22 protein-coding genes and 1 riboswitch are annotated in these 22,135 nt (G+C 58.8%); of the genes, 8 read left to right on the forward strand and 14 right to left on the reverse strand.

Translation table 11 applies throughout. The features are described 5' to 3' along the window. Window positions 1-74: 74 nt before the first annotated feature. Window positions 75-309, reverse strand: a riboswitch (cobalamin riboswitch). A 154-nt stretch (window positions 310-463) separates the two neighbouring features. Together ACYZUC_RS11645 and ACYZUC_RS11650 are read left to right on the forward strand one after the other, a co-directional pair. Beyond that, on the forward strand, window positions 464-1,048 hold the full coding sequence (locus tag ACYZUC_RS11645; protein WP_461995826.1) for a hypothetical protein: 585 nt from the start codon (window positions 464-466) through the stop codon (window positions 1,046-1,048). 68 nt (window positions 1,049-1,116) lie between these two features. Next, entirely contained in the window at window positions 1,117-2,430 is a 1,314-nt protein-coding gene (locus tag ACYZUC_RS11650; RefSeq protein ID WP_461995828.1) for a PQQ-dependent sugar dehydrogenase, read from the forward strand. A 126-nt stretch (window positions 2,431-2,556) separates the two neighbouring features. On the opposite strand, the gene ACYZUC_RS11655 is transcribed toward ACYZUC_RS11650, so the two are convergent. The 6 genes from ACYZUC_RS11655 to ACYZUC_RS11680 form a co-directional block, all read right to left on the reverse strand. Then, window positions 2,557-3,210 carry an O-methyltransferase gene (locus tag ACYZUC_RS11655; protein ID WP_461995830.1) on the reverse strand — a complete coding sequence of 218 codons (654 nt, stop codon included), beginning with the start codon at window positions 3,208-3,210 and terminating at the stop codon, window positions 2,557-2,559. Between the two features lie 15 nt (window positions 3,211-3,225). After that, window positions 3,226-3,762 carry a C40 family peptidase gene (locus tag ACYZUC_RS11660; protein ID WP_008033547.1) on the reverse strand — a complete coding sequence of 179 codons (537 nt, stop codon included), beginning with the start codon at window positions 3,760-3,762 and terminating at the stop codon, window positions 3,226-3,228. A 220-nt stretch (window positions 3,763-3,982) separates the two neighbouring features. Then, window positions 3,983-4,609 (reverse strand): C40 family peptidase, encoded by a 627-nt coding sequence (locus ACYZUC_RS11665; RefSeq protein WP_008033546.1) that lies wholly within the window; start codon window positions 4,607-4,609, stop codon window positions 3,983-3,985. A 213-nt stretch (window positions 4,610-4,822) separates the two neighbouring features. Further along, on the reverse strand, window positions 4,823-5,527 hold the full coding sequence (gene hda / locus ACYZUC_RS11670) for a DnaA regulatory inactivator Hda (RefSeq protein ID WP_008033543.1): 705 nt from the start codon (window positions 5,525-5,527) through the stop codon (window positions 4,823-4,825). Between the two features lie 230 nt (window positions 5,528-5,757). Then, on the reverse strand, window positions 5,758-6,831 hold the full coding sequence (locus ACYZUC_RS11675; RefSeq protein WP_461995833.1) for an AI-2E family transporter: 1,074 nt from the start codon (window positions 6,829-6,831) through the stop codon (window positions 5,758-5,760). Window positions 6,832-6,869: 38 nt separating this feature from the next. Beyond that, complete coding sequence (locus tag ACYZUC_RS11680) at window positions 6,870-7,928, reverse strand: DUF2066 domain-containing protein (protein ID WP_461995835.1); 1,059 nt, start codon at window positions 7,926-7,928, stop codon at window positions 6,870-6,872. Between the two features lie 385 nt (window positions 7,929-8,313). Between ACYZUC_RS11680 and purM the strand changes: the two genes are divergently transcribed. From purM to ACYZUC_RS11705, 5 genes are all read left to right on the forward strand, one after another. Beyond that, a complete protein-coding gene (gene purM / locus ACYZUC_RS11685) occupies window positions 8,314-9,372 on the forward strand; it encodes a phosphoribosylformylglycinamidine cyclo-ligase (protein ID WP_008033526.1) in 1,059 nt (352 codons plus the stop codon). Next, window positions 9,372-10,022: a phosphoribosylglycinamide formyltransferase gene (gene purN, locus ACYZUC_RS11690; RefSeq protein WP_008039219.1), complete on the forward strand. Its 651-nt coding sequence runs from the start codon at window positions 9,372-9,374 to the stop codon at window positions 10,020-10,022. Before purM ends, purN begins: the two co-directional genes overlap by 1 nt. An 8-nt stretch (window positions 10,023-10,030) precedes the next feature. Continuing rightward, window positions 10,031-10,744 (forward strand): DUF3108 domain-containing protein, encoded by a 714-nt coding sequence (locus ACYZUC_RS11695; protein WP_008033516.1) that lies wholly within the window; start codon window positions 10,031-10,033, stop codon window positions 10,742-10,744. Between the two features lie 1,173 nt (window positions 10,745-11,917). Beyond that, on the forward strand, window positions 11,918-12,334 hold the full coding sequence (locus ACYZUC_RS11700; protein WP_461995838.1) for an OsmC family protein: 417 nt from the start codon (window positions 11,918-11,920) through the stop codon (window positions 12,332-12,334). 61 nt (window positions 12,335-12,395) lie between these two features. Continuing rightward, window positions 12,396-13,256, forward strand: coding sequence for a pirin family protein (locus ACYZUC_RS11705; protein ID WP_461995840.1), 861 nt, complete (start codon window positions 12,396-12,398; stop codon window positions 13,254-13,256). 232 nt (window positions 13,257-13,488) lie between these two features. Here ACYZUC_RS11705 and htpG read toward each other — a convergent pair whose 3' ends face one another. From htpG to ACYZUC_RS11720, 3 genes are all read right to left on the reverse strand, one after another. After that, the gene (htpG, locus tag ACYZUC_RS11710) at window positions 13,489-15,393 is read right to left on the reverse strand and encodes a molecular chaperone HtpG (RefSeq protein ID WP_461995842.1); all 1,905 of its coding nucleotides are present in this window, start codon (window positions 15,391-15,393) and stop codon (window positions 13,489-13,491) included. Between the two features lie 81 nt (window positions 15,394-15,474). Further along, window positions 15,475-15,927 (reverse strand): PaaI family thioesterase, encoded by a 453-nt coding sequence (locus tag ACYZUC_RS11715; RefSeq protein WP_008039225.1) that lies wholly within the window; start codon window positions 15,925-15,927, stop codon window positions 15,475-15,477. After that, entirely contained in the window at window positions 15,924-16,400 is a 477-nt protein-coding gene (locus ACYZUC_RS11720; RefSeq protein ID WP_008032683.1) for a PaaI family thioesterase, read from the reverse strand. The genes ACYZUC_RS11715 and ACYZUC_RS11720 overlap by 4 nt, the downstream gene beginning before the upstream one ends. Before the next feature lie 158 nt (window positions 16,401-16,558). Here ACYZUC_RS11720 and ACYZUC_RS11725 point away from each other — a divergent pair, with 158 nt between their 5' ends. After that, window positions 16,559-16,792, forward strand: coding sequence for a hypothetical protein (locus ACYZUC_RS11725; RefSeq protein WP_008039236.1), 234 nt, complete (start codon window positions 16,559-16,561; stop codon window positions 16,790-16,792). 67 nt (window positions 16,793-16,859) lie between these two features. Here ACYZUC_RS11725 and ACYZUC_RS11730 read toward each other — a convergent pair whose 3' ends face one another. The 5 genes from ACYZUC_RS11730 to sucC all read right to left on the reverse strand — a co-directional run bounded on the left by ACYZUC_RS11730 (window position 16,860) and on the right by sucC (window position 22,037). Then, the gene (locus ACYZUC_RS11730) at window positions 16,860-17,261 is read right to left on the reverse strand and encodes an MAPEG family protein (protein ID WP_461995845.1); all 402 of its coding nucleotides are present in this window, start codon (window positions 17,259-17,261) and stop codon (window positions 16,860-16,862) included. After that, window positions 17,261-17,998, reverse strand: coding sequence for a DUF599 domain-containing protein (locus tag ACYZUC_RS11735; protein WP_008032675.1), 738 nt, complete (start codon window positions 17,996-17,998; stop codon window positions 17,261-17,263). Before ACYZUC_RS11735 ends, ACYZUC_RS11730 begins: the two co-directional genes overlap by 1 nt. A gap of 249 nt (window positions 17,999-18,247) precedes the next feature. After that, window positions 18,248-19,561 (reverse strand): branched-chain amino acid transport system II carrier protein, encoded by a 1,314-nt coding sequence (brnQ, locus tag ACYZUC_RS11740; protein WP_192417000.1) that lies wholly within the window; start codon window positions 19,559-19,561, stop codon window positions 18,248-18,250. Window positions 19,562-19,989: 428 nt separating this feature from the next. After that, entirely contained in the window at window positions 19,990-20,871 is an 882-nt protein-coding gene (sucD, locus tag ACYZUC_RS11745; RefSeq protein ID WP_214381631.1) for a succinate--CoA ligase subunit alpha, read from the reverse strand. Then, window positions 20,871-22,037: an ADP-forming succinate--CoA ligase subunit beta gene (sucC, locus tag ACYZUC_RS11750; protein ID WP_007898980.1), complete on the reverse strand. Its 1,167-nt coding sequence runs from the start codon at window positions 22,035-22,037 to the stop codon at window positions 20,871-20,873. The genes sucD and sucC overlap by 1 nt, the downstream gene beginning before the upstream one ends. Between the last annotated feature and the right edge of the window lie 98 nt (window positions 22,038-22,135).

The raw sequence follows: 22,135 nt of genomic DNA on the forward strand, positions 1-22,135 counted from the left end.
CTCTCCGTTGAGGCTGGATAACGGCGGGCAGGCACAAGAATAGACGGCAAGAAGCCTGGCATCGCCCACCGTGATGCCGCTGAATGGATCAGGCCGGTCTCCGGGCTCATGAGCGGCGTTTCGCCTGACTGCGCGCCTTCCCATATCGACATTCGACACAGTGGCTCAAGGCGCAGCCTTCACTCATTTACCGTTGCGGGGGCAGCGCCGGGATCGTGGTTGTTCATGGGTTGAACGAGCGCACTCACCGGCTTCCCTGTTTCACTCTGTCGACCGACGCCACAGAGCACCTGAAACAAGCCGCGAAGGTTAGAGGGTTGGGGGTGGAGCGTCAATTAAAGCCGGGAGACCGTCGGGCGAATAACTGCCGTCGATCAATAAAATGACGCCAATCTTGTGCCACACTCCTAGCAGTGATATCAAAGCGCCACAACCTGACAACACAATAACAAGGGTGAGCCACATGCAAGGCATGACCATCAGCAATCCGAAGCTGGAATTCCTGCGCCCGGTGCTGGAGCGCTGGTTTGACTGTATCGACCGCTACAACGCGGTGCGCGGCGATAACGACACGCCTTACTGGTACGACGAAAAAGCCAACCTCGGCTTGCTCTCGGCTGCCGCGTGGATGGCGGAAATGGTCACGCTGCAGAACACACCCACCCGCAAACAAAACGAGGAAGGCGAACGCAACGCCCGCGCCGACCTGTTCATCGCCTCCAGTGAGGAGCGCGCCTACCTTCAAGCCACGCAACGCTGGCCACGGGTCAACAGCTTGAACCTGACCCAGGCCCTGGCCGATATCACCAGCGACGCCAAGCGCATCAGCTACGCCAGCGACCTCAAACTCGGCTGCCTGTTCGTCGCTCCACAAAAGGCCCAGCACGGCGCCACGCCGGAAGAACTCCAGGACATGGTCGACGACCTGCAAAAGGAACACACCTGCGCGGTCGCCTGGTATTTCCCCTACGCCTACCGCAAGTTGCGCAACGAAGCGGGCAACTATCATCCCGGCATCGCCGTACTGTTCAAGGAAGCAAGCGGCTGACCGGTTGAACCATCGCGGGTTTGCACTTCTCTATTGATCAGGTCACTGCATTTATAGGGAAGATCAGCATGCACAAGCCCCGGCTCGTTCTCGTCATCGCCCTCACAGGAGGGCTCGCCGCCTGCGGCGAGACCTCCACCCTGAAAGTCTCCGACGGCACCGGCCCGTCCCCTCGACTGCCAGAACCGAACAAGACCCTGATCCCGACAGTGAACATCGCCCCGGCAATCGGCTGGCCGAACGGCGCAAAACCCACAGCGGCAGCGGGAACGCAAGTGGCGGCATTTGCTGAAAACCTCGATCACCCGCGTTGGTTGTACGTGCTGCCGAATGGCGACGTGCTCGTCGCCGAAACCAATGCGCCGCCCAAACCCGATGATGGCAAAGGCGTTAGAGGCTGGGTCATGAAGAAAGTCATGGGGCGCGCTGGTGCCGGCGTCCCGAGCCCGAACCGCATCACGTTGCTGCGAGACAAGGACCACGACGGCATCGCCGAAACCCGCACAGTGTTTCTGGAAAACCTCAATTCGCCCTTCGGCATGACGCTGGTCGGTAATGACCTGTATGTCGCCGACACGGACCGCTTGCTGCGATTTCACTACGAGGACGGCGCCACGGCCATCAAGTCGCCGCCGATCAAAGTGGTTGATCTGCCGGGTGGCACGCTGAATCACCACTGGACGAAAAACGTCATCGCCAGCAAAGACGGCAGCAAGCTGTACGTCACGGTGGGCTCCAATAGCAACGTCGCCGAAAACGGCATGGATCAGGAAGAAGGTCGCGCGGCAATCTGGGAAGTGGATCGCGCCACCGGCAACCATCGGATTTTCGCCTCGGGGATTCGCAATCCAAATGGTTTGGCCTGGGAGCCGCACAGTGGCGCGCTCTGGACAGCCGTCAACGAGCGGGATGAAATCGGCAGCGACCTGGTGCCGGACTACATCACTTCGGTGAAGGACGGCGGGTTCTACGGCTGGCCTTACAGCTATTACGGCCAGCACATCGACATTCGCGTCGAGCCACAAAACCCGGACCTGGTGGCCAAGGCCATTGCTCCGGACTACGCGGTCGGCCCGCATACCGCCTCACTGGGCCTGACGTTCGCTGAAGGCAACAGACTGCCAGCGCAATTCAAGGAAGGCGCGTTCATTGGCCAGCATGGTTCATGGAACCGCAAGCCGCACAGTGGTTACAAAGTGATTTTTGTGCCGTTCAATGCTGGCAAACCGAACGGTAAACCGATTGACGTGCTCACGGGCTTCCTCAATGACGAGGAAAAAGCCATGGGCCGGCCGGTGGGTGTGGTGATTGATCAGCAGGGGGATTTGCTGGTGGCGGATGATGTGGGGAATAAGGTGTGGCGGGTGTCGGCAGTTAAGTAACCGGCATACACATAACCAATGTGGGAGCGGGCTTGCTCGCGAAAGCGGTGTGTCATTCGATTTAAATTTGACTGACACACCGCTTTCGCGAGCAAGCCCGCTCCCACAGTTGATTGGTGTCAGGGTTTATCGCTTGCGGCAGAGGGTCAATCCATCGCCCAGCGGCAACAGCGACAGATCCACACGCGAGTCATCCTTCAAGGCGCGATTGAGCGCCTGAATAGCGCGGGTGTCTGCGCTTTCGGGATTCGGCTCCAGCACCCGCCCACTCCACAGGGTGTTATCGAACACCGCCAGACCACCGACGCGCAGCAGACGCAACGCGTGCTCCAGGTAGGCCGGATAGTTGGCCTTGTCGGCATCAATGAAAATAAAATCGAATTGCCCGGGTTGATCCAGCCCAGCCAGGGTTTCCAGCGCGGGCGCCAGGCGCAGGTCAATTCGTTCGGCAACGCCCGCGTCCTTCCAGTAACGGAGCGCCGTGGCGTTGTAGTCGCCGGGGATATCACAGCAAATCAGCGAACCGTCATCCGGCAATGCCGCCGCCATGCACAACGCGCTGTAACCGGTGAAGGTGCCGACTTCCAGCAAGCGCCTCGCGCCGGTGAGTTTTACCAGCAATGCGAGGAACTGCCCCTGCTCCGGCGCCACCTGCCAGCGCGCCATCGGCAGCGCCTGGGTTTCATCGCGCAAACGCTTGAGCGGCGGCGTTTCCCTAAGGGAAACGTCGAGCAGGTATTGATACAGGGAATCGTCGAGATTGAGTGTGCGGGCGGTCATGACGACCTCTGCGAACTAGGGGTTACGCGCCAAATGCTCGGGTTGCAGAACACGCTTGGCGCTCAGGTAAGCTTTCTGCCAATACGCCTTGGACAAGCTGTCGAGCTTCACCGTGCCGCCAGTGGCTGGCGCATGGACGAAACGGCCTTCGCCAACGTAGATCCCGGCATGACTGACCTGGGAGCCGCCATTGGTGGCGAAGAAAACCAGGTCGCCGGTTTGCAAGCCTTCCTTGCCGACATTGGCTGCCTGCATGCTGATCATCTCGCGCGTGGTGCGCGGCAGGGAAATGCCCGTCACGTCACGGTAGACATAACCGATCAGGCCACTGCAATCGAACCCGGAATCTGGCGTATTGCCGCCCCAACGATAAGGCGTGCCCACGAGGCCCAAGGCGCGAAACAACACGTCTTCCGCCTCAGGCGAAAAGGGTTGCGCGGAGCCGAAGACAATGGGTGCGCGAACCACCGGCGCAGGTGGCGGTGTGCGGCTGGCGCAAGCACTAAGCAGCGCTGCGAAGAACATGAGTGCGAGGCGGGCCGACATCGTCATAAGCAGAACATCCTGATCTGGCTGCGGCTTTTTCCACCGGAAGGGCAGAAAAGAAAACCGCCTGCGCAGGACGCAGGCGGTTTGCCATCAATAATAGATCAGGATTCTAGCGGGTACGCGGCAAACTTCAAGTAAGACTTTAAGTTCGCCTTACAAACTGTCCGCCTACTCTGTTGCAGAGAGGCCGTTGCCGCCACTGATGTGGCGACAGGCTGGACAATTACTTGCGTGCCGTGACCACAGTCGGGGCCATCGCGAGTGCGCGCTTGGCTTCGATGAAGGTCTTGCTCCAGTAGCTGTCGCCCAGACTATCGACCCGGACACCACCGCTTTTGCGGCTGCTGGAGTGGATGAACTGGTTGTCACCCAGGTAGATCCCGGCGTGACTGACACGACCGCGGCGACCATTGGTGGCGAAGAACAGCAGATCGCCCGGCTTGAGCGCGCTACGGGAAACCAGTGGCGCGTCAACGTTGATCATTTCGCGAGTGGAGCGCGGCAGGTTCATGCCGGCCTCTTCACGAAACAGATAACCGATGAAGCCGCTGCAATCGAAGCCAGCCTCGGAGGTGCCGCCGAAACGGTAACGGGTACCGATCAGGGACATGCCACGCTCGAGGATGCTGTCGGCCAGAACCGGAAGCTGATAGGACTTGCCGTCGGCGAAGTCTGCCAGTTCTTTATCGGTGGCCAGCTCTTCCTGGAAAAGAACGGAAGAAGATTGCGCGGTAACTGAATTTTTAACCTGCTGTTGTTGCTCTTGCTGGGACACTGGAGAGTGAGCAGCGCAACCGAACAACAGGGTGACGAGTGCGAGAGGCACGAGGGGTGCGAAGCGATTTAGCATGGGCACGACCGTGGCTGATAGTTGTAAAGAAGCCGAGACTATGCCCGCTATCAACCTCATTTGCAAATTCAATCGAACTTTATGTGACTTCTTGGTTTCGCGTTTACATCTAAGCGCTTAAGCCCCATTTAGACGCTCGCGCAGCCTGCCCCGTGCAGGAAAGCGGATTTTGTGGCGCCTGAAATATGCCGCAACCCCTGAAAAACCTGGGCCTTACCAGCCTAACGTTTCTTTCAGGAACGGAATGGTCAGCTTGCGCTGAGCTTGAAGGGAGGCCTGATCGAGACGCTCAAGCAGCTCGAACAGCGCGCTCATGCTGCGAGTACCGCGAGTCAAAATAAAATGCCCGACTTCGTCGGTCAGGTGCAGGCCGCGACGGGATGCACGCAGTTGCAAGGCACGCAATTTGTCTTCGTCGGACAGCGGACGCATCTGGAAGATCAGCGCCAGGGTCAGACGGGATTTCAGGTCCGCCAGCTTCACCGGCAACTCACGCGGCGAGGTCGATGCTGCAATCAGCAAGCGCCGACCGCTGTCACGCAGGCGATTGAACAGATGGAATAACGCCTCTTCCCAATCCGCGCGCCCGGCAACCGCTTGCAAGTCGTCGAGGCAGACCAGTTCGTATTGTTCGAGGTTGTCGAGGATTTCGATACCGCGATCCAGCAGCTCGGCCAACGGCAGGTACACCGCCGGCTCCCCCAACTGTTCAAAGCGCAGACAGGCCGCCTGCAGCAGATGCGTACGCCCTACCCCGTCCTTGCCCCAGAGATAAATCAGGCTTTCGGTCCAGCCGGCGTCGGCTTCGCAAAGCCGCTCGACATAGCCGAGTGCAGCGGCATTGGCGCCTGGGTAGTAATTGATAAAGGTAGCGTCATCACGCAGACGCACACCTAGGGGCAGCTGAATCGGTTTCATGCTGACTGAACAGTTCCAAAGGAACCGTTAGTGGCCTCTGTGTAAAGTTTGCGAAGTTTATACCCGTGACGCTGACCGCACAATGCGACAGACCATAAGCAAAATCAAAGGTTTGCGTTATCGCACCGGTTTTATGACAGTTTCTTTGGCGGCGCATGTGACAGCCGCGCAAGGGATACGGGCCAGCCTGGCACTGAACCAGGCCGCCCGTGACGGACCATCAGCGAACCTTACAGCTCAGGTTCATCGATGCCACTGTAGATATCAGAATCTTTATACAAATCATGAACATGGCGCACAAGAACCATGATCACCGCCGCTACCGGGAGCGCCAGCAGCACGCCGGTAAAACCGAACAGCTCACCGCCGGCCAGAATCGCGAAGATCACCGCCACCGGATGCAGGCCGATCCGGTCGCCCACCAGCAACGGCGTCAGCACCATGCCTTCCAGCGCCTGGCCGACCATGAACACCACAACGATGCCAATCATCGGGTACAGGTCGCCACCAAACTGGAACAGACCGGCAATCAACGCCGCGCCAATCCCGATGACAAACCCCATGTACGGCACAATCGCGGCCAGGCCGGCGATCATCCCGATCAGCAACCCCAGCTCGAGCCCGACCAGCATCAGGCCCGCCGAATAGATCACACCCAACGCCACCATGACCAGCAATTGCCCGCGTACGAACGCCCCCAGCACTTCATGGCATTCGCCGGCCAGAATCACGACGCGCTCTTCACGAGCGCGGGGTAACAGGCTGCGGATCTTGGCCATCATCACGTCCCAGTCCCGCAGCAGGTAAAAGCTCACCACCGGGATCAGCACCAGATTGGCCAGCCAACCGATCAACGCAAGGCCGGAAGCGGTCGCCTGACTCAACACGATGCCGACAATGTCGGTGGTCTGGCCCATGTGCTCGCTGATCGCCGCTTTGAGTTTGTCGAATTTCCAGAAACCATCCGATAACCCGAACTTCGATTGCGCCCACGGCAATGCAGTGTGCTGCAACCAGTCGAGCATCTGTGGCGCCAGCTCATACAAGCGAAACAACTGCTTGGCGAGCATCGGCACCAGCACCAGCAACAACGTGGTGAAAATCAAAGAGAACAACGCGAACACCGCCACCACGCCCCAGGTCCGCGAGAGCCCGGCCTTTTCCAGGCGATCCACCAGCGGGTCGAACAAGTAGGCCAACAGCAGCGCCACCAGGAACGGCGTCAGAATCGGATGCAACAGCCAGATAAACGCGCAGAGCAGAACCACTCCACCCAACCAGAACCAACGCCGCGTATCGGCCATGTACCACTCCATATGCATCTATATAAAGAAAGAGAACCTTACCAACGGAAACGCAATTGCGGCACCGGTGCAGGCATTGGCGCAACAGCGGGCGCCGAACCCTGGACCACCGGCTGAACAGGCGCCGTCGCAGCCGGCGCCTCACCCGCCGGAATCTCCTGCAACTTCGCCAGCGACAACTGCGAGCGCAACTGCTCGGCGCTGCCATTGACCCGGTAGAGAATACGGTTACCGTCAACACTTTGCAGGCGCGCGCCAAACGGCTCAAGCAAACGCCCGAGCGTTGCATAGTGCTCAAGGTTCATGCCCTGCACTTCCAGCAGCTGCTCACCCGAAGCTCCTGGCTTGACCACAAACCGTGGCGCCAGACGCTGACTGACCGCCAGCAGTACCGCGTCAGCCACAGCGGCCTGATCCGCGCCCTGCACGCTGCCCGCCTCCTTCTGATCGCCCAGCCACAAATGCCATTTGGCCTGCCACTGACCGCCCTCTTCCCGGGCATGCACCGCCAGCAAGGCATCGGCGTTGTAACGTTCCGATGCACCGCGCAGTGGCGCTGCATCCGTACCTTCCAGATTCGGTGCGGTGGCGACCAATTGCTCACTCAAGTCCGCCAATGGCAGACGCAGCGGCAGACCACGATGCTGTGCGGCGCGACGCAGCGGCGCAGCAGAGGCCTGACCATCACCGACCAGGCTCGAACCTTCGGTGGAATCATTCAACCACCAACCGAGGATCGACGGCCGGTTTGCCCCCCACAGCGACAGCCCGGCACGGCGCAACGCCTGTTCCGTGGACGCCGGGTCGAAATCGACTTTCAGCACTTCCGGCGGGCCGGCGTCGAAGCCGTACTGACTGATGATCTGCTGCGGGTCCTTGCGGACGGCCGCCAACCCCGGACTTTGCGCCGCCTTGGGATCGCCGGTCAGGCGCAACACCAGCGTGTCGAGCGCGCGCTGGGTGGCTTGATCGCGCTCTTCAGGCGCCTGACTGGTGACTGGCTCGCGCACCTGATAAAGGCCTTTTACGGTTTCAGCATGACTCGCCAGGCTGACCAGGGACAAACAACCCACAAACAATGATCTGAAAAAACGCATGGAGGATTCCTGACGACAAGAGCGGCTGGAACTGACCGCATGAAGACAATCGAGCAAGGCTGTGACCATCGCCCGACGCAAAACATTCACACGTCCCGGTTAAGTTTTTCGCACTGCCATAACGATAGACGGATAATCGCGATACCTTATACAGCCAAGCGGGACGCGACCAACACGGGCAATTATGGTTTTTTTGTATCGATATGCCCCTGCTGTCGGCCTGAGGATGGCCGCTGCCCCTCAAGCCTGATAAAATCGCGCGCCTTCGCAGACCGGCAACAGCCGGGCAGTGTCGGAATAGCGCGCATGGCACTCGCCTTCGTCTGTTCCGACAGTCCCACTGGACCCGGTCGTTACCCCTGAATCCCCCCTAAAGGCCTGGATCATGAGCAAGCAACCCTCCCTGAGCTACAAGGACGCCGGTGTAGACATCGACGCCGGTGAAGCATTGGTCGAACGCATCAAGAGCGTCGCCAAGCGCACTGCGCGCCCGGAAGTCATGGGCGGCCTGGGCGGTTTCGGCGCCCTCTGCGAAATCCCGGCCGGCTACAAGCAGCCTGTGCTGGTTTCCGGCACCGACGGCGTCGGCACCAAGCTGCGCCTGGCGCTGAACCTGAACAAACACGACAGCATCGGCATCGACCTGGTGGCCATGTGCGTGAACGACCTGGTGGTCTGCGGCGCCGAGCCGCTGTTCTTCCTCGACTACTACGCCACCGGCAAACTCAACGTTGAAACCGCGACCCAGGTCGTGACCGGTATCGGCGCAGGCTGCGAACTGTCCGGCTGCTCCCTGGTCGGCGGCGAAACCGCTGAAATGCCTGGCATGTACGAAGGCGAAGACTACGACCTGGCCGGTTTCTGCGTCGGCGTCGTGGAGAAATCCGAAATCATCGACGGTTCGAAAGTCGCTGCCGGCGATGCCCTGCTCGCCCTGCCGTCTTCCGGCCCGCACTCCAACGGCTACTCGCTGATCCGCAAGATCATCGAAGTCTCCGGTGCCGACATCGAAAACATCCAGCTCGACGGCAAACCGCTGACCGACCTGCTGATGGCCCCGACCCGCATCTACGTGAAGCCGCTGTTGAAGCTGATCAAGGAAACCGGCGCGGTCAAAGCCATGGCCCACATCACCGGTGGCGGCCTGCTGGACAACATCCCGCGCGTGCTGCCAAAAGGCGCTCAAGCGGTGGTTGACGTGGCGAGCTGGAACCGCCCTGCCGTGTTCGACTGGCTGCAAGAGAAAGGCAACGTCGACGAAAACGAAATGCACCGCGTACTGAACTGCGGCGTCGGCATGGTGATCTGCGTGGCTCAAGAGCACGTTGAAACCGCGCTGAACGTACTGCGTGAAGCTGGCGAGCAGCCTTGGGTCATCGGTCAGATCGCCACCGCTGCCGAAGGCGCGGCCCAGGTTGAACTGAAGAACCTCAAGGCTCATTAATGTCCGTCACCTGTGATGTGGTGGTGCTGTTGTCCGGCACCGGCAGTAACTTGCAGGCCCTGATCGACAGCACGCGGACCGGCGACAGCCCGGTCCGCATCGCTGCGGTGATATCCAACCGCGCCGATGCCTACGGCCTGCAACGCGCCAGGGACGCGGGTATCGACACCCGCTCCCTGGATCACAAGGCTTTCGAAGGCCGCGAAGCCTTCGATGCCGCGCTGATCGAACTGATCGACGCTTTCAATCCCAAACTCGTGGTCCTGGCCGGTTTCATGCGCATCCTCAGCGCTGATTTCGTGCGTCACTACGCGGGTCGCCTGCTCAACATCCATCCCTCGCTGCTGCCCAAATACAAAGGGTTACACACTCATCAGCGCGCGCTGGAGGCCGGCGATACTGAACACGGCTGTTCCGTGCACTTTGTCACCGAGGAACTCGATGGCGGACCACTGGTCGTACAGGCAGTAATACCGGTAGAGTTGCACGATTCGCCGCAGAGTCTGGCGCAGCGAGTTCACACCCAGGAACACCTGATCTACCCGATGGCCGTACGCTGGTTTGCAGAAGGTCGCTTATCACTCGGTGAACAAGGTGCTTTACTGGATGGCAAGTTACTCGCGGCCAGTGGCCACTTGATTCGAACCTAGGAGATTTTATGCGTCGCGCCCTGCTCTTCGCTTGCGCTCTGCTTGCCCTGCCTTTCGCGCAGGCTGCGGAACTTCAACCCTTCTCCGCCAGCTACACCGCCGACTGGAAGCAGTTGCCCATGAGCGGCACCGCCGAGCGCAGCCTGACCAAGGAAGCCAACGGCGTCTGGAAGCTCAGCTTCAAGGCATCGATGATGATCGCCAGCCTGACCGAAGAAAGCACGCTGACCCTGGACAAGGACACCCTGCTGCCACAGTCCTACCACTTTGAGCGCGGCGGCCTGGGCAAATCCAAGAAGGCTGACCTGGATTTCGACTGGACCACCAAAATGGTCACCGGCACCGATCGCGGCGACGCGGTCAAGATCCCGCTCAACCGCGGCATGGTCGACAAATCCACTTACCAGTTGGCCCTGCAGCATGATGTGGCCGCCGGCAAGAAAAGCATGAGTTATCAGGTAGTCGATGATGGTGAAGTCGATACTTATGACTTCCGCGTGCTGGGTTCGGAAAAAGTCGACACCAAGGCTGGCCAGATCGACGCGATCAAGGTCGAGCGCGTGCGCGACCCGACACAAAGCAAGCGCATCACCGTGCTGTGGTTCGCCAAGGATTGGGATTACCTGCTGGTTCGCCTGCAACAGGTCGAAACCGACGGCAAGGAGTACAACATCATGCTCCTCGACGGCAAGGTCAACGGCAAGGCTGTCAAAGGCAGCTGATCCGCAGTGATACGAAAAAGCCCCGCAATTGCGGGGCTTTTTTTCGACTTGAAAAAGTAGCGGCTCAAACCTGTAGGAGCGAGACCGGCTTGCCGGTGAAGGTTCTGTGTTGGGCGATGGTTTTTTTGATGGTGTACATATCCGTTTCTGCGGTGATGGCGGCTATTGGTTTCGCTCTTACAGCGAGTCACTTGGAGAAGCGCCAAGTAACCAAGCGCTCTTGCCCCTTTCGTTCGGTGCCTCGCTGTGGCTCGGCATACCCTCGCTCCGGTCCTGCTCCGTGGGCACGCCGCCATCGGCCATCCATGGCCGGGGGCGGCTAACCCGGCATCCATGCCGGGTTGCCCACTGCGCAGAACCTGCGCTCGGCCTCTCGAGGGGGCGTGTACCTCAAGATCAAAAGCTGAAGGCGAGCTAACGCTCGGCCTGATGAGTGGTGAAAATCAAAAGCTAACGCGATCCCCTGTAGGAGCCGGCTTGCTGGCGATGGCGGTGGGTCAGTCGACGTGTGCATTGACTGGACGGATGCCATCGCCAGCAAGCTGGCTCCTACAAGTGAAATGCATCTGTGTTTGGATAAATACGATCAACTGTAGGAGCCGGCTTGCTGGCGATAGCGGTGGGTCAGTCAACGTATGTATTGGCTGGACGGACGCCATCGCCAGCAAGCCGGCTCCTACAGGGGATCCGTGTACATGTCCGGAATGAGGGAACGCGTACACCAAAGAGCCAGGTCGGCTTTCAGGCCGCCTCGGCGGCTGTGGCGGTGGTCGCCCCCTCGAGAGGCCGAGTGGAGGTTCTGCGCAGTGGGCAACCCGGCATGGATGCCGGGTTAGCCGCCCCCGGCCAGGGATGGCCGATGGCGGCGGGCCCACGGAGCAGGACCGGAGCGAGGGCATGCCGAGCATTAGCGAGGCACCGAACGAAAGGGGCAAGAGCCCTTGGTTACTTGGGGCTCTTCCAAGTGACTCGCTGTAAAAGCGAAACCAATGGTGGCCATTACCGCAGAAATGGATATGTACACCAAAAAAAACCATCGCATGCCACAGACTTCGCCCCGAAACCAGGACCAAGATCCCCTTGGCAAGAAAGTGGAACGCGTCAAAGAAGGAATGCTCTATACCTTCAAGGTCTTTTTTGATCGAATGACTTTTCCTACTGCCGAGGTTCCCCATGACAGTCACCGTCAATACCGTTTCCGCCGAAGGTTTTCGCCACAGCGTACAAATCGATGACCACGAACTCTTCGCCGATGTGCCGACATCGTCCGGCGGCGAAGGCTCGGCGCCTGAGCCACACGACTACTTCGATGCCGCGCTGGGCGCATGCAAGGCCCTGACCCTGAAGCTCTACGCGAAGAAAAAAGACATCCCGCTGACAGGCGTTGGCGTAGAGGTCAAGCGCGACAACAGCCAGGAGCAAAAAGGCAAATACGCCCTGCACGTCAAACTGACCCTCAAGGGTGTACTCACCGACGCCCAGCGCGATGAGTTGCACCGCGTGGCCGACCGCTGCCCGATCCACAAGTTGATGACCACCAGCGAAGTCAGCATCGAAACCCATCTGTCCGAAGGCGCGTTCAGCCAATAGCGGCAAGGCTCGGGCAAGCGGGTTATGCTCCACGCGTCACCCGCTCAGCCTGGAATGCACCATGAACACTCCGCTCGTGATTCGCCCCCGCGCCGAAGATGTCGAAGGCCAACCGATTTTTCGCCCGTTGCCGTCAGCCAAATGCCGCAGCGTCGGGCCTTTTGTGTTTTTTGACCATATGCTCGAAACCGTTTATCCAGCGGGCAAAGGCATGAACATTCGTCAGCACCCGCACATTGGCCTCTCCACCCTCACCTACCTGTTCCAAGGGCAAATCCAGCACAAGGACAGCCTCGGCTCCGATCAGGTGGTGGAGGCCGGCGACGTCAGCTGGATGACCGCTGGCAGCGCCATTGCCCATGTCGAGCGCACGCCCGAAGCCCTGAAGGCCAGCGGTTTCACGATGCACGGTTTGCAGATCTGGCTGGCATCGCCCAAGGATCATGAGCAAGGCCCGGGCCACTACAGCCATCACCCGGCAGCCACACTGCCGGTCAGCGATAACCTTGGCGTGAAGATCCGGATGATCGCCGGGTCAGGCTTTTGCCTGGAATCGCCGGTGCCGGTGCTTTCTCCTACGCTGTACGCGGAACTGAACCTGCAGACAGCAACCACGCTGCTGATTCCCACCGAGCATGAAGAGCGGGCGTTGTATGTGTTGAGCGGTGAGGCGCAGCTCGATGGCGAGCCGATAGAGCCGTACTCGCTAGTGGTGCTGCCTGCCGGGGAAGAAATGACGTTGTTTGCCGAGAGCGACTGTCATGCGGTGTTGTTCGGCGGCGCGCCGCTGGATGGGCCGCGACGGATTAACTGGAATTTTGTGGCGAGCGATCCGGCGGCTATCGACGAAGCGCGTCGGCGCTGGGCGGCCGGGGATTGGCCGACGGTGCCAGGTGAAAGCGAGCGTATTGAGCTGCCTTGAGATTTGTGGCGTTATTGCCGCCGCCATCGCGAGCAGGCTCACTCCTACAGTAGACCGAGTCGCAATCACTGCTCCCACATTGGAGTGCGGTCTACTGTAGGAGCCGGCTTGCTGGCGATGACGGCGTCGAAATCGCCATCGCCAGCAAGCCGGCTCCTACAGGATCGGGTTCACAGCCAAAAAATTTCAGGTCATAAAAAAACCCGCCGAAGCGGGTTTTTTTACAACGTCGTTAAACCGACAGTTCAACCAGCAGCTTGTTGAGACGGCGCACATACGCGGCCGGGTCTTTCAAGCTGTCGCCGGCCGCCAGGGCCGCCTGATCGAAGAGAATGTGCGACAGATCGCCGAAGCGCTCGTCGCTCTGCTCGTTGTCGAGCTTCTCGATCAGCGGGTGTGCCGGGTTGAATTCGAAGATCGGCTTCGAATCCGGAACCTTCTGACCGCTGGCTTCCAGGATCTGACGCATTTGCATGCCCAGGTCCTGCTCGCCGATGGCGAGAATCGCCGGGGAGTCGGTCAGACGATGGGAAACCCGCACTTCAGCAACGGATTCGCCAAGCGCAGTTTTCAGACGCTCAACCAGACCTTCTTTGGACTTGGCGACTTCTTCCGCGGCTTTCTTGTCCTCTTCCGAGTCCAGGTTGCCCAGGTCGAGGTCACCGCGCGCCACGTCGACAAAGCTCTTGCCGTCGAAGTCGTTGAGGTAGCTCATCAGCCACTCATCGATGCGGTCGGTCAGCAGCAGCACTTCGATGCCTTTCTTGCGGAAGACTTCCAGGTGCGGGCTGTTTTTGACTTGCGCGTAGGTTTCGCCGGTCAGGTAGTAAATCTTGTCCTGACCTTCCTTGGCGCGAGCCAGGTATTCGGCCAGACCCACAACCTGCTCGCCTTCTTCGCCCTGAGTGGACGCAAAACGCAGCAGGCCGGCGATTTTCTCTTTGTTGGCGAAGTCTTCTGCCGGGCCTTCTTTCATGACCTGACCGAAGTTCTTCCAGAAGCCTTTGTATTGCTCAGGCTCGTTTTTCGCCAGTTTCTCCAGCATGTCCAGCACGCGCTTGGTCAGCGCCGACTTCATGGAGTCGATGATCGGGTCTTTCTGCAGGATTTCCCGCGACACGTTCAACGACAGGTCATTGGAGTCGACCACACCCTTGATGAAGCGCAGGTACAGCGGCAGGAACGACTCAGCCTGATCCATGACGAACACACGCTGCACGTACAGCTTCAGGCCTTTCGGCGCTTCACGCTGGTACAGGTCGAACGGAGCGCGGGTCGGTACGTAGAGCAGCGAGCTGTATTCGAGCTTGCCTTCGACCTTGTTGTGGCTCCAGCTCAGCGGGTTTTCGTAATCGTGAGCGATGTGCTTGTAGAACTCCTGGTATTCCTCGTCCTTGATCTCGGTGCGAGGACGGGTCCACAGGGCGCTGGCGCGGTTGACGGTTTCCCACTCAACAGCCGGCTTCTCTTCACCTTCTGCGGCTGCCACTTCTTTCGGCAACTCGATCGGCAAAGCGATGTGGTCGGAGTACTTCTTGATGATGTTGCGCAGACGCCAGCCATCGGCGAACTCGTCTTCACCGGACTTCAGGTGCAGAACGATGCGGGTGCCGCGCTCGGCTTTCTCGACGGTGGCAACTTCGAAATCACCTTCGCCCTTCGACGACCAATGCACGCCTTCGCTGGCGGCTGCACCGGCACGACGGCTGAACACGTCGACTTTGTCGGCGACGATGAAGGCAGAGTAGAAACCCACGCCGAACTGACCGATCAGGTGCGAATCCTTTTTCTGATCGCCAGACAGGTGCTTCATGAAATCGGCGGTGCCGGATTTGGCGATGGTGCCCAGGTGGGTGATCGCATCTTCACGGCTCATGCCGATACCGTTGTCTTCGAGGGTGACGGTTTTAGCGTCCTTGTCGAAGCTCACACGGATTTTCAGTTCGGCGCCACCTTCCAGCAACTCAGGCTTGGACAGGGCTTCGAAACGTAATTTGTCGACAGCGTCAGAGGCGTTCGAGATCAATTCGCGAAGGAAGATTTCCTTGTTGGAATACAGCGAATGGATCATGAGGTGCAGCAGCTGCTTCACCTCGGTCTGGAAGCCCAGGGTTTCCTTTTGAGTTTCCACACTCATGGTCATCAAACTCCAATCAGATGGCAGTGGCCGCGACCTAGAGGGTCGGCGGCGGGTTGTCATCAAAGTTGGGGGCGAGGATCAGGATTTCAAGGGCTCATCGATTTTGAAGTGGGCGCGGGCCGTGGCGATGGGTTCGGATTCGGTGCTTTGCCAGGCGGTCACTGCCACGTTTGCGACACGCCGCCCCTGACGGCACACCTGACAGCGCGCCCATGTATCGCGAAACTGCCCGGCGCGCAGGTAGTCGAGGGAAAAATCGATGATCTTCGGCACACCCGGTGAACCGGTAAAAATCAGCAGGTGCAAGGCCGCGGACAGCTCCATGAACCCGGCAATGACGCCGCCGTGAATCGCCGGCAGTAAAGGGTTACCAATGTTGTCCTTGTTCGCCGGCAGACGAAACAGCAGGTCATCCCCCACCCGCGAACACTCAACACCGATCAGTTTGGCGTAGGGAATCAGATGCAGCAGCGAGGCATAGTCGCCCTGTTCATGGGCCTGTTGCAGTTGTTCCTTGAAGTTGTCGGTCATTTCGCACCTCCGGCAATGGCGCCACCAAACCCTTTGGTGCCTTTGACGCCCTTGCCCATGCGCATGAACGTACCGACGACATGGGCGATAGGCTGTTCGGGATCGTCCTGATAAGCAAAGCCACGGGCGAAGATCACGTCGGTGGTGACCCGGTAGCACTGGGCAAAACCATAGACGTCCTTATGCGGTTCGGCGGCATGCATGTAGTCGATGCGCAGATCGAGGGTCGGGCAGACTTCGAATTCGGGCAGAACGCAGAGTGTGGCCATGCCGCACGCGGTGTCCATCAGGGAGGTCAATGCCCCGCCATGGATCACGCCGGTCTGCGGGTTGCCGACAATTTGCGGGCTGTACGGCAGGATGACCGTCAGTCCGTCGCTGCTGGCGCTGTGAACGCGCAAACCAAGTACCTGGCAATGCCTGAGCGCCGAAAGGAATCGTGTCGCGCGCTCAAAAACGGGGTTTTCGGCCATCTGATAAACACTCTTCTTAGTACTCGGAGATTGTATTAGGTGTATTCGTAAAAGTTCCCGTAGGAATAATCTTATATATCTGAACGAATTGAGGAACTTAACCCTGATGTCCACGCTCGAAAGGCCAGATAGATATTTTCCATCAGGAGAAACACCCCATGCGTAAGACTTTAGCTATTGCCTTGATGTTGACCGCTTCCCTCGGTCTCGCTGCCTGCGATAAAAAATCCGAGGACAAAGCTCAAGAAGCCGATAAACATGCTGAGCAAGCTCAGCAAGACATGAGCAAAGCTCAGGATAAAGTGAACGACGCTGCGAAAGAAAACGCCGAAGCTGCCAAAGCTCAGGCTGAATCGGATGCAGCTGCAGCAAAAGAAGCACCTAAAAACTAAAACAGTTTTTAGCGTGATAAAGAAAACCCGCCAAGTGCGGGTTTTCTTTTGCCTGTCATTTGTCTTGCTAGAGCAAAATAGTTCTAAAAGTCGGACTAATCATCAATAGCAGCGAACACACTAACCCGACAAACCACACCAGACTCCGCTGCCAGGCCAGATCACTCCAATAGCACACTAAGTAAATGACCCGAGTAATCACAAAGATGATTGCCAGCGTATCAATCAGCCACCCCGCCGTTTGCGTGGTGTGCGCCATCAACACCCCTACGGCAAACAATATAAACGCCTCAAAACTGTTCTGATGAGCTGCCACCGCGCGAGCGCCAAACCCCGTGAGTTGTGCCTGTTGTTGGCGCGGCAGATGATTGTCGTAACCGCCCTGCTCTTTCATGGCCCTGGCCACCGGCATGCGGGCCACATAGATCAGCAAGGCACTGATAAACACACACCAGAACGGAATACTCATCAAGCGGCCTCTCGGTTCGCCTCGGGCAATGGCGCCTCTGTAGGGGTATAGACCATCACGTCGAGAACGTCGGAATGAAACTCCCGGCGATACAGAACCAGCACCACGCCAGCGCTCATCAGCATGAACAACCAGGGGCTGACGAACCACGCCAGCATGGTCATGCCGAAGTAATAGGAACGCAGGCCGAAGTTGAACTGGTTGGCGGCCATGGAGATGACACGCGCCGCCCGTGCGGCAAAGGCTTTACGCTCCAGCTCGGAAACATGCCGCTCGCCGACCATGGGGGCCGACCCCACGAGAATCGCAGCGAAGTTGTACTGGCGCATGCACCAGCTGAACGTGAAGAACGCATACACAAACACCAGCGCCAGGCACAGCAACTTGATCTCCGACATGCCCTGGGAGGCCTGTTGCACCATCGGGATGTCCGCCAACAATGACACCGCCCGTTCCGACGCACCGAGCACGGTGAGAATACCGGCCAGGATGATGAGTGTGCTGGAGGCGAAGAACGAAGCATTGCGCTCCAGATTGCCGATCACACTGGCATCGGCGATGCGGTTGTCACGCATCAGCATGCGCCGCATCCAGTCTTCGCGGTACAGGTGCAACACACTGGCCAGGCACGCGGTGTCGCGGCCCTTCCATGTCGCATAACGGGTGTAGCCGCCCCAGCAGATGACAAACCAGATGGCAGCGAGGATGTGGATCAGGTTGGCGTGGATGAACGACATGCAGGTCCTTGTGAGACGTTGGTTGAATCTGTAGGAGCGTGGCTTGCCCGCGAAGGCGGTGTACCTGTCGAAGATTAGGTCGAATGTTACTCCCTCTTCGCGGGCAAGCCTCGCTCCTACAGGTAGTGCTTCGACGTTAGCTTAAGGAAAAAGACACTGCCTCACGCGCATAAAAAATGCCCCGTATCGATTGATACGGGGCATTTCCATGTTCGCTCAGGACCCGCTTATGGCGGGCCGTGATACGCCTTAAGCCAGCGCTTCTTCGCGCTTGCCCAGCATGCGATCGCAAACCACCGCGACCACGAGGGTCATGACCGACGGCACCAGCCACGCCAGGCCTTGTTCGCTCAGCGGCAAATGCGCCAATTGCGTCGGCATCCAGTCCGCCAGACCCGCGCCCTTGAGCGCGTCGATCAGACCAAAGATGAACGACACCAACATCACCGGACCGACGATGCGGCCCTGTTCGTGCCAGAAGTCCTTGCAGAAGCTCAGGGCGACCAGCGCGATGCACGGCGGGTAAATCGCGGTGAGTACCGGGATCGAGAACGCAATCAGCTTGGTGAGGCCCAGGTTGGACACCAGCAGGGAGAACGCAGCGAGGATGATGACCAAAGTCTTGTAGGACAGTGGCAGCACACGGCTGAAGTATTCGGCACAGGCACACGTCAGACCGACCGCTGTGACCAGGCAGGCCAACGAAATCAGCACGGCAAGGAAACCACTGCCCAAGGACCCAAAGGTGTGCTGAACGTAGGCGTGCAACACCGCCGCGCCGTTGGTCGCACCGGCGGCCACTTCATGGCTGCCCGAACCGAGGCGAAACAGGCTGACGTACACCAGCGCCAGACCAACGCCGGCAATCAGCCCGGCAATGATCGCGTAACGGGTGATCAGCGCCGGAGAATCCACGCCACGGGAGCGGATGGCGTTGACGATCACGATGCCGAATACCAGCGCGCCCAGGGTATCCATGGTTAGATAACCATTGATGAAGCCCTGGGAAAACGGTGCCGCGACATACTCAGGTGTCGCCACACCGATATCACCGGCCGGCAACGCGAAAGCGGCGATGCCGAGAGCGGCCAGGGCGATAATCTTCAGCGGCGCGAGGAAACGTCCTACGGTGTCCAGCAATCGACCCGGGTAGAGCGAGATGAAGAACACCAGCAGGAAGTACACCGAGCTATAGAGGAACAGCGCCAGCGGGCTTTCGCCGGTCAGCGGCGCCAGGCCCACTTCGAACGATACGGTCGCGGTGCGCGGCGTCGCGAACAGCGGGCCAACGGCGAGGTAGCACGCAGCGGCCAGCAAGCCACCAGCGACTTTGCCGATCGGGCTGCTCAAGGCATCCATCGCACCACCGACCTTGGCCAGGGCAACGACAGTGATCACCGGCAGACCGACCGCGGTAATCAGAAAGCCCAGCGCCGCCATCCAGACATGAGGCCCGGACTGCAAACCGACGATAGGCGGGAAGATAATGTTGCCAGCCCCGACGAACAGGGCAAACGTCATAAAACCAAGTGCCAGGATGTCCTGGCCTTTCAACACTTTCATTAAGGAAATACCACACTACTGAATCGGAATTTAGAGAGGGATTTCCCTTATGGGTGAGGGAAATGCTGTCGACCCGTATAGGACCGACCCTTTAGCGCGAAGCTTCCTTGTGGGATGCGGACGCAAAAATGGCGGCTAGCCTAACGAATTTGAGCGACAAACGCACTGTTAGAGGGCGAACTATCCGATCTGCGACATTTTCGTGTCGCGTTTTTGCATGTAAGTGGTTGGCGTCTGTAAGTACGCCTTCGCGGGCAAGCCTCGCTCCTACAGGCTCTTCGTCGATCACAAGTACGGCAAACGACGAAGAACCTGTAGGAGCGAGGCTTGCCCGCGAAGGGGCCGGCACCAACGATACAAACCCCGGAAACGACAAAGGCCACCCGAAGGTGGCCTTTGTTTGGTGAAGCGTCAGTTAAGCGCGAGGCTTACTTGACAGCCCAACCGGTCAGCTCGGACAAAGCCTTGCCGATGTCTGCCAGCGAACGCACGGTTTTAACGCCTGCGTCTTCCAGGGCAGCAAACTTCTCGTCTGCAGTGCCTTTGCCGCCAGAGATGATTGCGCCAGCATGGCCCATGCGCTTGCCCGGAGGAGCAGTCACACCAGCGATGTAGGAAACAACCGGCTTGGTCACGTGTGCCTTGATGTAGGCAGCCGCTTCTTCTTCAGCCGAACCGCCGATCTCGCCGATCATCACGATCGCTTCGGTCTTCGGGTCTTCCTGGAACAGCTTCAGGATGTCGATGAAGTTCGAACCCGGGATCGGGTCACCGCCGATGCCGACGCAAGTCGACTGACCGAAACCGGCGTCAGTGGTCTGCTTAACAGCTTCGTAGGTCAGGGTGCCGGAACGGGAAACGATACCGACCTTGCCTGGCAAGTGAATGTGACCTGGCATGATGCCGATCTTGCATTCGCCTGGAGTGATCACGCCTGGGCAGTTAGGGCCGATCAGGGTGATACCCAGCTCGTCGCACTTAACTTTAGCGTCCAGCATGTCCAGGGTAGGAATGCCTTCGGTGATGCAAACGATCAGCTTGATGCCGCCGAATGCTGCTTCCAGGATGGAGTCCTTGCAGAAAGGAGCCGGAACGTAGATCACGCTGGCGGTGGCGCCAGTGGCAGCTACAGCGTCTTTCACGGTGTTGAACACTGGCAGACCCAGGTGCTCGGTGCCGCCTTTACCAGGAGTTACACCACCAACCATCTTGGTGCCGTACTCGATGGCTTGCTGGGTGTGGAAACTACCTTGCGAACCGGTAATACCCTGGCAGATAACTTTGGTGTCTTTATTGATCAGGACGCTCATTATTTGCCCTCCGCAGCTTTAACGACTTGTTGAGCAGCGTCGGTCAGGCTGGTAGCAGCGATGATGTTCAAACCGCTTTCTGCCAGTACTTTAGCGCCCAGCTCAGCGTTGTTGCCTTCAAGGCGAACAACAACCGGGATTTTCACGCCGACTTCTTTCACTGCACCGATGATGCCTTCGGCAATCATGTCGCAACGAACGATGCCGCCGAAGATGTTAACCAGTACTGCAGCGACGTTGGTGTCGGACAGAATGATTTTGAAAGCTTCGGTAACGCGTTCTTTGGTAGCACCGCCGCCAACGTCGAGGAAGTTGGCTGGTTTGCCGCCATGCAGGTTGACGATGTCCATGGTACCCATGGCCAGGCCAGCACCGTTGACCATGCAACCGATGTTGCCTTCCAGCGCTACGTAGTTCAGTTCGAACTTGGCAGCGTGCGCTTCGCGCGGATCGTCTTGCGACGGATCGTGGAAAGTCTTCAGCTTAGGCTGACGGTACATGGCGTTGGCGTCGATGTTGATTTTGGCGTCGAGGCAATGCAGATCGCCGTCAGCCTTGATCACCAGCGGGTTCACTTCCAGCAGAGCCAGGTCGTGATCCTTGAACAGCTTGGCCAGACCTACGAAGATCTTGGCGAACTGAGCAACCTGCTTGCCTTCCAGACCCAGCTGGAATGCCAGCTCGCGACCCTGGAATGGCTGAGCGCCAACCAGTGGATCGATAGTGGCTTTCAGAATTTTTTCTGGAGTGTCGTGAGCGATTTTCTCGATGTCCACGCCACCTTCGGTGGAAGCCATGAACACGATACGACGGCTCGAACGGTCAACGACAGCGCCCAGGTACAGCTCTTTAGCGATATCAGTGCACGATTCAACCAGGATCTTGGTGACTGGCTGACCATTGGCGTCAGTCTGGTAAGTCACCAGACGCTTGCCCAGCCACTGCTGTGCGAAGGCTTTGGCGTCTTCTTTGCTGCGAACCAGCTTTACGCCGCCCGCTTTACCGCGACCACCAGCGTGGACCTGGGCTTTGACAACCCACTCGGTGCCGCCGATTTTGTCGCAAGCTTCTGCTGCTGCTTCCGGGGTGTCTACCGCATAACCGGTGGAAACTGGCAGGCCGTATTCAGCGAACAGCTGCTTACCCTGATACTCGTGAAGATTCATGCTTATTACCGTCTTCGTTAGGTACTGCGCATTCGGTGCTGCACTTGTTCAAGTGCCGCACCACCTGTGACTGCTGCTTGCGTAGCCTTTCCGGACAA

This window comes from Pseudomonas sp. GT1P32 (genome assembly GCF_054897805.1).

What these genes read in the sequence shown, in the direction of transcription:
- ACYZUC_RS11645 (WP_461995826.1), top strand. Translation starts at nt 464, where the DNA reads ATGCAAGGCATGACCATCAGCAATCCGAAGCTGGAATTCCTGCGCCCG.
- ACYZUC_RS11650 (WP_461995828.1), top strand. Translation starts at nt 1,117, where the DNA reads ATGCACAAGCCCCGGCTCGTTCTCGTCATCGCCCTCACAGGAGGGCTC.
- ACYZUC_RS11655 (WP_461995830.1), bottom strand. Translation starts at nt 3,210, where the DNA reads ATGACCGCCCGCACACTCAATCTCGACGATTCCCTGTATCAATACCTG.
- ACYZUC_RS11660 (WP_008033547.1), bottom strand. Translation starts at nt 3,762, where the DNA reads ATGACGATGTCGGCCCGCCTCGCACTCATGTTCTTCGCAGCGCTGCTT.
- ACYZUC_RS11665 (WP_008033546.1), bottom strand. Translation starts at nt 4,609, where the DNA reads ATGCTAAATCGCTTCGCACCCCTCGTGCCTCTCGCACTCGTCACCCTG.
- hda (WP_008033543.1), bottom strand. Translation starts at nt 5,527, where the DNA reads ATGAAACCGATTCAGCTGCCCCTAGGTGTGCGTCTGCGTGATGACGCT.
- ACYZUC_RS11675 (WP_461995833.1), bottom strand. Translation starts at nt 6,831, where the DNA reads ATGGCCGATACGCGGCGTTGGTTCTGGTTGGGTGGAGTGGTTCTGCTC.
- ACYZUC_RS11680 (WP_461995835.1), bottom strand. Translation starts at nt 7,928, where the DNA reads ATGCGTTTTTTCAGATCATTGTTTGTGGGTTGTTTGTCCCTGGTCAGC.
- purM (WP_008033526.1), top strand. Translation starts at nt 8,314, where the DNA reads ATGAGCAAGCAACCCTCCCTGAGCTACAAGGACGCCGGTGTAGACATC.
- purN (WP_008039219.1), top strand. Translation starts at nt 9,372, where the DNA reads ATGTCCGTCACCTGTGATGTGGTGGTGCTGTTGTCCGGCACCGGCAGT.
- ACYZUC_RS11695 (WP_008033516.1), top strand. Translation starts at nt 10,031, where the DNA reads ATGCGTCGCGCCCTGCTCTTCGCTTGCGCTCTGCTTGCCCTGCCTTTC.
- ACYZUC_RS11700 (WP_461995838.1), top strand. Translation starts at nt 11,918, where the DNA reads ATGACAGTCACCGTCAATACCGTTTCCGCCGAAGGTTTTCGCCACAGC.
- ACYZUC_RS11705 (WP_461995840.1), top strand. Translation starts at nt 12,396, where the DNA reads ATGAACACTCCGCTCGTGATTCGCCCCCGCGCCGAAGATGTCGAAGGC.
- htpG (WP_461995842.1), bottom strand. Translation starts at nt 15,393, where the DNA reads ATGAGTGTGGAAACTCAAAAGGAAACCCTGGGCTTCCAGACCGAGGTG.
- ACYZUC_RS11715 (WP_008039225.1), bottom strand. Translation starts at nt 15,927, where the DNA reads ATGACCGACAACTTCAAGGAACAACTGCAACAGGCCCATGAACAGGGC.
- ACYZUC_RS11720 (WP_008032683.1), bottom strand. Translation starts at nt 16,400, where the DNA reads ATGGCCGAAAACCCCGTTTTTGAGCGCGCGACACGATTCCTTTCGGCG.
- ACYZUC_RS11725 (WP_008039236.1), top strand. Translation starts at nt 16,559, where the DNA reads ATGCGTAAGACTTTAGCTATTGCCTTGATGTTGACCGCTTCCCTCGGT.
- ACYZUC_RS11730 (WP_461995845.1), bottom strand. Translation starts at nt 17,261, where the DNA reads ATGAGTATTCCGTTCTGGTGTGTGTTTATCAGTGCCTTGCTGATCTAT.
- ACYZUC_RS11735 (WP_008032675.1), bottom strand. Translation starts at nt 17,998, where the DNA reads ATGTCGTTCATCCACGCCAACCTGATCCACATCCTCGCTGCCATCTGG.
- brnQ (WP_192417000.1), bottom strand. Translation starts at nt 19,561, where the DNA reads ATGAAAGTGTTGAAAGGCCAGGACATCCTGGCACTTGGTTTTATGACG.
- sucD (WP_214381631.1), bottom strand. Translation starts at nt 20,871, where the DNA reads ATGAGCGTCCTGATCAATAAAGACACCAAAGTTATCTGCCAGGGTATT.
- sucC (WP_007898980.1), bottom strand. Translation starts at nt 22,037, where the DNA reads ATGAATCTTCACGAGTATCAGGGTAAGCAGCTGTTCGCTGAATACGGC.